The following is an 11980-nucleotide window of genomic DNA, read 5'->3' as shown; positions in this document are numbered from 1 at the left end:
ACGAGTCACCCTGACGATTCGTCCAGCCGGACCACGGGAGGCGGCGGAGCGGCGCGACCGAGCGCGCGGTCGGTGCGATCGATCCGCGCGCCGGCTCAGTCGCCCGCAGTCGCCGGTTCGGCGCGCTCGCGCATCAGCGCGGCAACGGCGCGGCTGTCGTCGCGGTCCTGCGCCTGCAACTGCGCGGCGACGCTGTCGCGATTGGCCGCGGGGTGGTTCTGGCTGAGCTTGAACTTGAGTTCGATCCGCTCGGCCACGAAACGGAAGCCGACGATGCCGCGCAGCTGGCGGCGATGGTCGTCGCGTTCGAATTCGAAGCGCCAGTCGCTGCCGATGCGGCTTTCGTGGCGGCGGCTCAGCTCGTCGACCAACTGCGCCAGCGCGGTCTCGTCCTCGAACGGCTGCAATTGTCCGTGCAGATGCGCCAGCGCGTAGTTCCAGGTCGGCACCCGCGCCGCGCTTTCCTTGTCCGGGTACCAGCCCGGCGAGACATAGGCGTGCGGGCCTTGCAGCACCACCAGGGCCGGGCCGGCATGGCGCGCCTGCGGGTTGGGCCGCGCCCAGTGGCCCCGCAGTTCGATGCGCTCGCCCTCGCGCCGGTACAGCAGCGGCAAATGGCTGACCTCGGGCGCGCCGTCGCGCACCGTGATCAGGCTGGCGAAGTCGTAGGCGTCGGCCAGGCGGTCGAGCGCGCCCAGGTCGGTCTCGGCGAAAGCGCGTGGCAGGTACATGGCCGGGCTCAGTGCCGTTGCGGCAGTTTCTGGATCATCAGCGCGGACAGGGCCGCATCGTCGCCGGCCTGCGGCGGCGCCAGCTCGGCCAGGACGAAGCCGCGCGAACGCGCATCGTCCTCGTCGAGGCCGTCGAGTTCGACGAACTCGGCGTCCATCAACGCGGCGCGGGCGGTGTCTTCGCTGTCGTAGGGCAGGGTATTGCCGTCGCTGTCGAAGACCTCGGCGGTGCCGGCTTCGCGTACACGCAGCCGGGCCCAGATCACGGTGCGGCCGAGGGTGGCCAGCCACCACTGCTCGCTGCGGGACCCGCCGGCATCGCCGGCGGAGGGGAGTTCGGATTCGGTCATGACACCACCATGGAAAGCAGCCACAACAGGCCGGCGCAGCCCAGTGCGGCGAATACGATCAGCAACGAGATCCGCGCCGGCGTCGCCAGGCCGTCGAGGTTGCGGTCGCCAGCGCCGCGATAGCGCTGGGTCAGCAGCCAGCGCCAGGCCTGCGGGCTGACGAACGCGGCCTCGCCGAGCTCGCCGCGCAGCGCGGGGTGGCGGTCGCGCAGGTGCACCAGCGCCAGCGGCCAGAAGATCGCGAAGGCGCACACCGCGGAGATCGCGATGCCGACGAAGGTCAGGGCCAGGAACAGGATCACTCGCTGCCTCTAGTTGGGATTGCGGTCTGGCGCGGGTTCGCCGGCGGCGCCGATCGGCCACGGGAGCCCGCGCTCAGAACTCGGCATTGCCCGGCGCGCGCGGATACGCGATCGCATCGCGGATGTTGGCCAGGCCGCAGACGTAGACCACCAGGCGCTCGAAGCCCAGGCCGAAGCCGGCGTGCGGCACGGTGCCGTAGCGGCGGAAGTCGCGGTACCAGCCGTAGTGAGCCGGGTCCAGGCCGAACTGGGCCATGCGCGCGTCGAGCACGTCCAGGCGCTCCTCGCGCTGGCTGCCGCCGATGATCTCGCCGATGCCCGGGGCCAGCACGTCCATCGCCGCGACGGTCTTGCCGTCGTCGTTGAGGCGCATGTAGAAGGCTTTGAAATGCTCGGGATAGTTCAGCACCACCACCGGGCGGCCGACGTGCTCTTCGGTTAGCCAGCGCTCGTGCTCGGTCTGCAGGTCCAGGCCCCATTCGACCGGGAACTCGAACTTCTTGCCCGACTTCTGCAGCAGCGCGATCGCGTCGGTGTAGTCGATGCGCTCGAACGGCGAATTGATGAAGGCTTCCAGGCGGGTGACCGCGTCGGGCTGGACGCGCTCGGCGATGAAGGCCATGTCGTCGCCGCGCTCGTTCAGCACCGCGCGGAACAGGTACTTGAGGAAGTCCTCGGCGACCTGGGCGTTCTGCATCAGGTCGGCGAAGGCGATCTCCGGCTCGATCATCCAGAACTCGGCCAGATGGCGGGTGGTGTTGCTGTTCTCGGCACGGAAGGTCGGACCGAAGGTGTAGACCTTGCTCAGCGCCAGGCAGTAGGCCTCGACATTGAGCTGGCCGGACACGGTCAGGAAGGTTTCCTTGCCGAAGAAGTCGCGCGAGAAATCGACCGAGCCGTCCTTGTTGCGCGGCAGGTTGGCCATGTCCAGGGTCGACACGCGGAACATCTGTCCGGCGCCTTCGGCGTCGGAGGTGGTGATGATCGGCGTGCTGATCCAGTAATAGCCGTTTTCGTGGAAGAATCGGTGCACCGCCTGCGACAGGCAATGGCGGATGCGGGTCACCGCGCCGAACAGGTTGGTGCGCGGGCGCAGGTGGGCGAATTCGCGCAGGTACTCCAGCGAGTGCTGCTTGGGCTGCATCGGGTAGGTCAGCGGGTCTTCGACCCAGCCCACCACGTCGACCTTGCTGGCCTGGATCTCGAAGCTCTGGCCCTGGCCCTGCGAGGCGACCAGGGTGCCGGTGGCGATCACCGAACAGCCGGTGCTGAGGTGCTTGATCTCGCTGTCGTAGTTGGCCAGGTCGCCGGTCGCGACCACCTGGATCGGCGCGAAGCAGGAGCCGTCGCTGACGTTGACGAAGCTCAGACCAGCCTTGGAGTCGCGCCGGGTGCGCACCCAGCCGCGTACCGTGACCTCGCCGCCCGCCGGAACCTTGCCTGCGAGTGCCTGTTCGACGCTTACCACCGTCATGTCGTGCCGCCTTAGCGCGTTGCGTGTGAGGGAGGGCGATCATAACGGATGGCGCAGGCCGCACGCGCCGGGGGCGCGGCCCGCGGGAACCGCGGCCGCGGTCACGGCGCGCCGATCGGCCGATCCGGCATCGGCGAACCGGCCCGGGTGATCCGCTCCCCGCGGGCGGGCCGTGGCATGAACCCGGGCTTGAACCGGCCGGGCCAGCCGCCATATCGGGAACAGCCGGCCGCGGCCGGACTGCTAACATGAACCCGGCGCCGCGTCAGGCCGCCGCCCCTACGAGAACCCCGCATGGCCGTCACCCTCGCTCCCGCCGCTCTCGCCCGCGTCCAGCACTTCCTGGCCGAATCGCCCGGCGCGCTGGGTCTGCGCTTCGGCGTGACCAAGACTGGCTGCTCGGGCTGGCAGCACACCGCCGACCTGGCGCGCGAGGCGCGCGAAGGCGACACGGTGTTCGAACAGGACGGCGTACGCATCTACGTCGATCCGATCAGCCTGCCGTTGGTCGACGGCACGCGCATCGATTTCCTCAAGCAGGGCCTGGGCGAGATGTTCGTGTTCCAGAACCCCAACGCGACCGCCGAGTGCGGTTGCGGCGAGAGCTTCACTACCTCGGCCGACGCGGCCTGAGGCCGCACGACGCGGCACGGATTCCGCCGGCTGCCGCCGAGCGGCGGCGCGCGTCCCAACTTTCGTCATAAGGCGCCGCCGGCGTCGCCGGCTAGACTCGGGGGCTGTTTCCCGGGAAGCCCCGCCATGCTCCGAACCGTCCTGCTCGCCGCCGCGATCGCGGCCGGCCTCGCCATGCCCGCCGCCGACGCGCTGGCCCGGCCCGAGGCCGCTGCGGTCCAGCGCAACGCCAGCGCCCAAGCCCTGCATCGCCTGTTCGATGAGGAGTGGCAGCGCGGCCTGCGCGAAAACCCGGAAGGCGCCACGTTCAACGGCGACAAGCGTTACAACGACCGCTGGAGCGATGTCAGCCTGGGTGCGATCCAGGCCCGCCAGGCCGCCGACCGCGAGGCGCTGGCGCGGCTGAAGGCGATCGACCGCAGCCAGCTGTCGGAAGCCGACCAGCTCAATTACGACGTATTCGCCTGGAACCTGGAAAAGTCGGTGCAGCGGCAGAAGTTCCGCGAGTACCTGATCCCGATCGGGCAGAGCGGAGGCGTGCAACTGGCCGACGGCATCCTCGAGGCCCAGCCGTTCCAGACCGTCAAGGACTACCGCGACTGGCTGGCGCGGCTGCGCGGCCTGCCGGCCCTGATCGAGCAGAACCAGGCGCTGATGCGCGAAGGCGTCAAGGCCGGGATCGTGCCGCCGAAGGTGCTGATGCAGCGGGTGCCGGCTCAGATCGCCAAGCAGATCGTCGACGATCCGGCCAAGAGTCCGCTGTACAAGCCGTTCGCGCGCTTCCCCGAGGGCGTGCCGGCGGCCGAGCGCGCGGCCCTGCAGGGCGAGGCGCAGCAGCTGATCCGCGAGCGGGTGGTGCCGGCCTACCGCGACTTCGCGGCCTATTTCGATAAGGAATACTTGCCGGCCGCGCGCAGCGGCATCGCCGCCAGCGAACTGCCGGACGGCAAGGCCTATTACGACTTCCTCGCCGCCGACTTCACCACCACCGCGCTGAGCGCCGAGCAGATCCACCAGATCGGGCTCAAGGAAGTGGCGCGGATCCGCGCCGAAATGGAGAAGGTCAAGACCGAGGTCGGCTTCAAGGGCCGCCTGGCCGAGTTCTTCGCCTACTTGCGCAGCGATCCGAAGTTCTTCCACAAGACGCCGGAGGCGTTGCTGACCGCCTACCGCGCGGTGTCCAAGCGAATCGATCCGGAGCTGGTCAAGATCTCCAAGAAGATCCCGCGCCAGCCCTATGGCGTGCGTCCGATCCCCGACAACGTGGCTCCCGACACGACCACCGCCTACTACCTGCCGGGCGCGGTCGACGGCACCCGGGCCGGCTTCTATTACGTCAACCTGTACAAGCCCGAGACCCGGCCGACCTGGGAAATGATCCCGCTGTCGCTGCACGAGGCGGTGCCGGGCCACCACTTCCAGTTCGCCAGCGGCCTGGAGCTGGCCGATGCGCCGATGTTCCGCCGCACCGGTTACTTCGTCGCCTACGGCGAGGGCTGGGGCCTGTACGCCGAGCGCCTGGGCTACGACATGGGCCTGTACGACGACCCCTACGACCGCATGGGCCAGCTGGCCTACGACATGTGGCGGGCGGTGCGGCTGGTGGTCGACACCGGCATGCACAGCAAGGGCTGGAGCCGCGACAAGGCGATCGCCTTCTTCCTCGACAACGCGCCCAAGACCGAGCAGGACGTGGTCAACGAGATCGACCGCTACATCGGCTGGCCGGGCCAGGCCCTGGCCTACAAGATCGGCCAGTTGAAGATCTCCGAGCTGCGCGAGCGCTCGCGCCAGGCCCTGGGCGAGGGCTTCGACCTGCGCGAGTTCAACGACGAGGTGCTGTCGACCGGCTCGGTGCCGCTGGCGGTGCTGGAAAAGCACATCGACGGTTGGATCGCCCGCAAGCGCAATGGTCTCAGAGGGGGTTGAGATTCAGAATTCGGGATTCGCTGAAGCCGGGGCGTCGGGCCAGAAAGGCCGCCTGCGACGGTCGGCCCGAGTCGGGGGCGGATGGGGGCGATTTGCCCCACAGGCCCCGGGCTGCCATACTTTCCGGCTCCCGCGCGGCCTCAGGCCGGGCAGGGGACCTTGCTCCACCGCGCCGTTGCGGCGTTGGGGGGCTGAACCGGGCCGCCGTCGGCGGCCCTTCATCCACAAGGAATCACACCATGCGTCATTACGAAGTCGTGTTCCTGGTCCACCCGGACCAGAGCGAGCAGGTGCCGGCCATGATCGAGCGCTACAAGTCGCTGATCGAAGGCGGCGAGGGCAAGATCCACCGTCTCGAAGACTGGGGCCGCCGTCAGCTGGCCTACCCGATCGAGAACCTGGTCAAGGCCCACTACGTCCTGCTCAACATCGAAGTCACCCAGACCGTGCTGAACGAGCTGGTCGACGGCTTCCGTTTCAACGACGCCGTCCTGCGTCACCTGGTCATGAAGCGCGACGAAGCCGACACCGAGCAGTCGCTGATCATGAAGTTCAAGGACGAGAAGGGCGACAAGCCCGAGCGCGGCGAGCGCCGTCGTCGTGACGACGACAGCGACAACGCTGTCGGCACCGCCGACAACGCCGACGACAACGCCGAAGCCGCCTGAGGATCGCCCCCATGTCCAAGTTCTTCCGCCGCCGCAAGTTCTGCAAGTTCACCGCCGAGGGCGTCAAGGAGATCGATTACAAGGATCTCAACACCCTGCGCCAGTACCTGACCGAGACCGGCAAGATCGTGCCGAGCCGCGTCACCGGCACCAAGTCGAAGTACCAGCGCCAGCTGGCCACGGCCGTCAAGCGCGCCCGTTTCCTGGCCCTGATCCCGTACACCGACAACCACAACGCTTGAGTGAAGCGGTCCGCCCGCTGAAGCGGGCGAACGCTTTGTCCCCCTCTCCCGCTCGCGGGAGAGGGCAGGAGCGAGGGCGCGGGCCGCGCAGTTCTTTCGCGATCCGACCCTTGCCTCCGAGCGCATCCCGATTCCAGCTCTTCGGACAGCGAATCCTGCTGCGGACCTAAAGGCCCGCTAACGAATACGGAGCACACCCATGCAACTGATCCTCCTGCAGAAGGTCACCAACCTCGGCAACCTCGGCGACAAGGTCAACGTCAAGCCGGGCTACGGCCGCAACTTCCTGGTGCCGCAGGGCAAGGCCGTCCCGGCCACCGCCGCCAACCTGGCCGAGTTCGAAGCGCGCCGCGCCGAGTACGAAGCCAAGGCCAAGGCCCAGCTGGACGGCGCCGAAGGCCGCAAGGCCAAGCTGGAAGGCGCGCAGATCACGGTCTACGCCAATGCCGCGACCGAAGGCAAGCTGTACGGTTCGGTGACCCCGCGCGACATCGCCGAGGCGCTGACCAAGGCCGGCTACGAAGTCGGCAAGTCGGAAGTGATCATGGGCGAAGGCCCGATCCGCCGCACCGGCGAATACGACGTGCTGCTGCATCTGCACGCCGACGTCGAAATCACGGTCAAGGTCATCGTCGCGGCCGAAGCCGCCTGATCGACCGCCCAACCGTGGCATGCGAAGGGCGCCGTCACGGCGCCTTTCGTTTTTTGCCGAATCACATCGCCGCACCGCGACTCCGCGCGATCGCGGCCGTCCGTCGCCGTTTCCACGCCGGTCTCAGTCCGTGAGATGGTGGACGGGCATAGCAGGGGCAGTTGTCCCCTTCTTATCCACAGACTTGTCTGCAACGGCATGAGCGATGTCGCGACTACGATGAGGGTCCGGCCCGGGCCGCTGCGCGAGTTCGCGCGTGGCCGCAGCGAGAGCCGCCGCCGTGCCCTTGTCCATTTCCGATCGGCCGCCATTGCGGCCCTGCTGAGCAGAGGAACGCCTTCCCGATGAGCGCACGATCCGGTTTCCGCGGCGAGAAGCGTTTCGAGACCCGCGCCGAGCAGCGCGTCGACCAATTGCGGGTGCCGCCGCAATCGGTCGAGGCCGAGCAGGCCGTGCTCGGCGGCCTGATGCTGGCGCCCGACGCCTACGACCGCATCGCCGACCAACTGGTCGAGGAAGACTTCTACCGCCGCGATCACCAGCTGATCTACCGCGCGATCCGCGAGCTGGCCGAGCGCAGCCGGCCGTTCGACGCCGTGACCCTGGGCGAGTGGTTCGACTCGCAGGGTCTGTCCGAGCAGGTCGCCGGCGGCGCCTATCTGATCGAGCTGGCCAGCACCACGCCGTCGGCGGCCAACATCGCCGCCTACGCCGAGATCGTTCGCGACAAGGCGGTGATGCGCAAGCTGATCGAGGTCGGCACCGAAATCGTCAACGACGGTTTCCAGCCCGACGGCCGCGACAGCGGCGAAATCCTGGCCAAGGCCGAGCAGCAGGTGTTCGCGATCGCAGAAGCCGGCGCCCGCGGCCGCACCGACTTCACTCCGGTGACCAAGGCGCTGTCGGAAGCGTTCGACGTGCTGCAGACGCGCTACGCCAACGGCGGCGCGGTCACCGGCTTGCCGACCGGCTACACCGAATTCGACGAGATGACGGCCGGTCTGCAGAACACCGACCTGCTGATCCTGGCCGCGCGCCCGGCGATGGGCAAGACCACCTTCGCCCTCAACATCGCCGAGCACGTCGCCTTCCGTACCAAGAAGGCGGTGGCGGTGTTCTCGATGGAAATGTCGGCCAGCCAGCTGGCCCTGCGCCTGATCTCCTCGGTCGGCCGGGTCAACGCCCAGCGCCTGCGTTCGGGCCAGCTCGAGGACGAGGACTGGGCGCGCGTCACCGGTGCGATCCGCCAGCTGCGCGAGGTCAAGATCTTCATCGACGACACCCCGGGCCTGTCGCCGGAAGTGCTGCGCGCCAAATCGCGCCGACTCAAGCGCGAACACGACCTGGGACTGATCGTGATCGACTACCTGCAGCTGATGTCGGTGCCGGGTAACAGCGAAAACCGCGCCACCGAAATCTCCGAGATCTCGCGCTCGCTCAAGCACCTGGCCAAGGAGCTCAACCTGCCGGTGATCGCGCTGTCGCAGCTCAACCGTTCGCTGGAACAGCGCGCGGACAAGCGCCCGGTGATGGCCGACCTGCGCGAATCCGGCGCCATCGAGCAGGACGCGGACATCATCATCTTCATTTACCGCGACGACTACTACAACAAGGAAACCTCGCCGGACAAAGGCCTGGCCGAGGTCATCATCGGCAAGCAGCGATCCGGCCCGACCGGCTCGCTCAAGCTCAAGTTCTTCGGCGAATACACCCGCTTCGACAACCTCAGCCACGACTCGATCGGCTCGTTCGAGTGAATCGGTCCGGCCGGGTCCGCACCGCGATACGCGCGGTTCGTCCCGGCCCCCGACCACCGGCACTGGCCGGGCTTCGGCGCCCGGCTATGCTCGGCGCCGGCGAACCGCTCCGGTTCGCGTCCGCGTTCGATGGAGGCCAGGATGTCGATGTTTTCCCTGCTGTTTGCCGCCGCAAGCGCCGCCGCACCGGCCGCACAACCCGATCCGGCGACGATCGCCGCGATCGAGGCCACCTGTTTCGATTACGTCGACGGCCAGCTCGAGGGCGATCCGCAGCGGGTGGCCCGCGCCCTGCATCCGGACCTGGCCAAGCGCGCGGTGATCGGCGACACGCCGTACGAACGCCTGGGGCTGCGCCGTATGTCCAAGGAAGAACTGGTCGAGCTGACCAAGCAGGGCGTGCTGAAAACCCCGAAAGAGCAATGGAACCGCAGCTGCCGGGTGCTCGACGTGGCCGGCAATGCCGCGGCGGTGCGGGTGGAAACGCCGTGGTTCGTCGACTACTTCCATATGGGCCGCTTCGACGGCAAGTGGATCATCGTCAACGCGCTCTGGCACAGCAAGCCGCGTTGAGCGCATGAGCGCACGCGGCCGCGCGGACCGGCCTCACGGGCGAGGCGCAGCGACCCGGTTGGATGCCACCGCCCGGCGCCGGGCGATGAGAGCCCGCGAATCGGTGATGGCGCGCACGTTGTCGAATGCGGCATGGCACCGCGAATGCCGGCGCGCCGATATTGCATCGCCCGTTCAGCCGCACCGCGCTAGCCTGCTGCGCGATGCGGCCGCTGCGCGTCGCACGAACCGCCGCCGCCTTTCGGTTGACGTGTTCGTGACGCAGCGCGGCGCATCGTATCGCTCGATTCTTTCCTCCCTATCATCGGTGCGTCCATGAACTCCAACCTGAAATCCACCCTCGCGATCGTGCTGATGTCCTGCGTCGCGGCGACCGGCGTCGCCGGCGCTCAGAGCAAGTCGAAGAAGACCCCGCGTTGCTACGACGTGGAAGTGCAGCGTCCCAAGCAGATCAAGGACCAGCACAAGATCGCCGGTACCGCGATCGGCGCGGTCGCCGGCGGCCTGCTGGGCAACCAGGTCGGCGGCGGCAACGGCAAGAAGCTGGCGACGGCGGCCGGTGCGGTCGGCGGCGCCTTCGCGGGCCGCAAGATCCAGGAGCACCAGCAGAACAAGACCGAGACGGTGATCGAGCGTCGCTGCGACTGAGCCTGATAGCTCGGGAGTTGGCGCGTAGGAGTTAGGCGGCGGCGGATCGGACGGCGGTTTGCGGGCTGGCCCGTTTTCCGTCGAAGTTCCGCACGCCCGGCGACCGTTCCAGGCTCGAACTCGAAGCCGCGCGGGCTTTTGTCCGCGCGGCTTTTTCGTTCTTGCCGCAGTTCTGTTGGAAAAGTGGGCTAGGGGGATCGGCCTGCCGTAGTTTTCGCCGCTTCCGCCAGCTCGTCGTCGCGGCTTGCGCCGCGCCTACCCCTTGGCGTGCTCAGCGAGACGAATGGGCTGCGCGGGCCAGCGGTCGCGACTCACGCCGCTCCTACAAGAACATTCGTCGCGCGCCGGCGATGTTTCGCGCGGCTGCCACGAGCTGCTGCCATTTTCCGGCACTGCTGTTCTCCCGAGCTGTCGCTGTTCCCCCTTGAAAATGGGGGAGGGGGATCGGCTCCTGCTTCGTGACCCCGTCCCGCAGCCGGCGTCCCCGGGCTTTGCCCGTCCTGCGCAAGCGCGGCGACTTCACACTCAGCTCATAGGGCGGCCGGCTGCGGTCGCTAGAATGCGGCGCATGGCACGACCGACTTGCGCAAACATTCACACCGACGCGTTGCGTCATAACCTCGCCCAGGCCCGGGCGCTCGCTCCGCACAGCCGGGTCATGGCGGTGGTCAAGGCCGACGGCTATGGCCACGGTCTGGAACGGGTCGCCCGCGCCCTGGAAGGCGCCGACGCCTTCGGCGTGGCGGCCCTGTCCGACGCCGACCGGCTGCGCGCGGCCGGCCTGTCGCAGCCGATCGTGCTGCTGTCAGGCTTCGACGAGGCCGACGATCTGCCGCAGCTGCGCCGGCTCGGGGTCGAATCGGTGATCCATCATCCCAGCCAGATCGAGATGCTGGAACAGGCCGCTCCCGGCGAACCGATCCGCTGCTGGCTCAAGGTCGACAGCGGCATGCACCGGCTCGGCTTCGCCCCCGACCAGGTGCGCGAAGCGCACGCGCGCCTGCGCGCCAGCGCCGCGGTCGCCGACGGCATCGTGCTGATGAACCACTTCGCCAGTTCCGACGAGCTCGACCCGGCCCAGGCCGGTTACGGCCAGACCCGCGCCCAGTTGCGCGCATTCGCCGCCGCCACCGAGGGCCTGGACGGGCCGCGTTCGCTGGCCAATTCGGCCGCGGTGCTGGGCTGGCCGGACGCGCACGCGCAATGGATCCGCCCCGGCGGCCTGCTGTACGGGATCAGCGTGGTCGAGGGCCGCAGCGGCGCCGACTTCGGCCTGCGCCCGGCGATGACCCTGTCGACCCGGCTGATCGCGGTCAACCGCGTGCGCAAGGGCGAGAAGATCGGCTATGCCGCGACCTGGGAGTGCCCGCAGGACATGTGGGTCGGCGTGGCCGCGATCGGCTACGGCGACGGCTATCCGCGCGCGGCGCCGTCCGGCACCCCGGTGCGGGTCGCAGGCCACGACACCCAGGTGATCGGCCGGGTATCGATGGACCTGATGACCATCGACCTGCGCGGCGTGCCCGGAGCCAAGGTCGGCGACCCGGTGGAGCTGTGGGGGCCGGAGCTGCCGGTCGAGCGTATCGCCCGGGCCAGCGGGACCATCGGCTACGAGCTGACCTGCTCGATCACCCGCCGGGTGCGCTTCGTCGAAAGCTGAGCGGCGCGGACCCGACGGTGTGGCCCCGTCCGGCGGCCCTTCCCCGGATGCCTGCAGGCGGGGCGGGCCTGCACTCTAGGGGAGGCGTCCGCAGGCCGGTCCCGGGGGCGTCGGTATTCTTCCGTCGGACCGATCCACCGACTCGCGCGCCGCCGGGCTGAGCCGGCGGTCACCGTCCGGCGCGGGTGGTCCTTGCGATAGCCAAGGCGCCTGCCGGCTTCGAGCGTGCGTAGCCGTGGACCGAGCTGGCGTCGCGCGTTTTCCCGACTGGATCTAACGAAACGCATAAACGTCGTGTCCACCCTACAGCGGACAGAACCGCTGCATTCATCATAATAAATTTGTGACGAAAGTCACAAAA

General features: G+C 68.5%; 14 protein-coding genes. 10 read left to right on the top strand and 4 right to left on the bottom strand.

Translation table 11 applies throughout. The annotated features are described in order from the left end of the window. Positions 1 to 95 precede the first annotated feature (95 nt). The 4 genes from TX83_RS12405 to asnS all read right to left on the bottom strand — a co-directional run bounded on the left by TX83_RS12405 (position 96) and on the right by asnS (position 2857). Complete coding sequence (locus tag TX83_RS12405) at positions 96 to 731, bottom strand: FMN-binding negative transcriptional regulator (RefSeq protein ID WP_064748263.1); 636 nt, start codon at positions 729 to 731, stop codon at positions 96 to 98. Positions 732 to 739: 8 nt separating this feature from the next. Continuing rightward, on the bottom strand, positions 740 to 1081 hold the full coding sequence (locus TX83_RS12400; RefSeq protein WP_064748262.1) for a hypothetical protein: 342 nt from the start codon (positions 1079 to 1081) through the stop codon (positions 740 to 742). Further along, positions 1078 to 1383, bottom strand: coding sequence for a hypothetical protein (locus tag TX83_RS12395; RefSeq protein WP_064748261.1), 306 nt, complete (start codon positions 1381 to 1383; stop codon positions 1078 to 1080). Before TX83_RS12395 ends, TX83_RS12400 begins: the two co-directional genes overlap by 4 nt. Positions 1384 to 1456: 73 nt before the next feature. After that, a complete protein-coding gene (gene asnS, locus TX83_RS12390; RefSeq protein WP_064748260.1) occupies positions 1457 to 2857 on the bottom strand; it encodes an asparagine--tRNA ligase in 1401 nt (466 codons plus the stop codon). A gap of 294 nt (positions 2858 to 3151) precedes the next feature. Here asnS and TX83_RS12385 point away from each other — a divergent pair, with 294 nt between their 5' ends. From TX83_RS12385 to alr, 10 genes are all read left to right on the top strand, one after another. After that, a complete protein-coding gene (locus TX83_RS12385; protein ID WP_064748259.1) occupies positions 3152 to 3490 on the top strand; it encodes a HesB/IscA family protein in 339 nt (112 codons plus the stop codon). A gap of 126 nt (positions 3491 to 3616) precedes the next feature. Then, on the top strand, positions 3617 to 5419 hold the full coding sequence (locus TX83_RS12380; RefSeq protein ID WP_064748258.1) for a DUF885 domain-containing protein: 1803 nt from the start codon (positions 3617 to 3619) through the stop codon (positions 5417 to 5419). Between the two features lie 239 nt (positions 5420 to 5658). Continuing rightward, on the top strand, positions 5659 to 6087 hold the full coding sequence (gene rpsF, locus TX83_RS12375; RefSeq protein ID WP_064748257.1) for a 30S ribosomal protein S6: 429 nt from the start codon (positions 5659 to 5661) through the stop codon (positions 6085 to 6087). Positions 6088 to 6098: 11 nt separating this feature from the next. Beyond that, on the top strand, positions 6099 to 6329 hold the full coding sequence (rpsR, locus tag TX83_RS12370; protein WP_031372470.1) for a 30S ribosomal protein S18: 231 nt from the start codon (positions 6099 to 6101) through the stop codon (positions 6327 to 6329). Positions 6330 to 6528: 199 nt separating this feature from the next. Further along, entirely contained in the window at positions 6529 to 6981 is a 453-nt protein-coding gene (gene rplI / locus TX83_RS12365) for a 50S ribosomal protein L9 (protein WP_064748256.1), read from the top strand. A 344-nt stretch (positions 6982 to 7325) separates the two neighbouring features. Next, complete coding sequence (locus TX83_RS12360; RefSeq protein ID WP_064748255.1) at positions 7326 to 8738, top strand: replicative DNA helicase; 1413 nt, start codon at positions 7326 to 7328, stop codon at positions 8736 to 8738. Positions 8739 to 8879: 141 nt separating this feature from the next. Further along, positions 8880 to 9311, top strand: a complete 432-nt coding sequence (locus tag TX83_RS12355; protein ID WP_064748254.1) for a nuclear transport factor 2 family protein — start codon at positions 8880 to 8882, stop codon at positions 9309 to 9311. 85 nt (positions 9312 to 9396) lie between these two features. Further along, the gene (locus TX83_RS22810; RefSeq protein ID WP_141233493.1) at positions 9397 to 9630 is read left to right on the top strand and encodes a hypothetical protein; all 234 of its coding nucleotides are present in this window, start codon (positions 9397 to 9399) and stop codon (positions 9628 to 9630) included. After that, a complete protein-coding gene (locus tag TX83_RS12350) occupies positions 9627 to 9959 on the top strand; it encodes a glycine zipper 2TM domain-containing protein (protein ID WP_064748253.1) in 333 nt (110 codons plus the stop codon). Before TX83_RS22810 ends, TX83_RS12350 begins: the two co-directional genes overlap by 4 nt. Positions 9960 to 10527: 568 nt before the next feature. Further along, positions 10528 to 11619 carry an alanine racemase gene (gene alr / locus TX83_RS12345; protein WP_064748252.1) on the top strand — a complete coding sequence of 364 codons (1092 nt, stop codon included), beginning with the start codon at positions 10528 to 10530 and terminating at the stop codon, positions 11617 to 11619. Positions 11620 to 11980 lie beyond the last annotated feature (361 nt).

The sequence above is a fragment of the Lysobacter antibioticus HS124 genome (assembly GCF_000336385.2).
Classification (GTDB): Bacteria; Pseudomonadota; Gammaproteobacteria; order Xanthomonadales; family Xanthomonadaceae; genus Lysobacter; species Lysobacter firmicutimachus.
The sequence above is the reverse complement of the archived record's forward strand: the minus strand, read 5'-3'. Positions and strand labels throughout refer to the sequence as shown.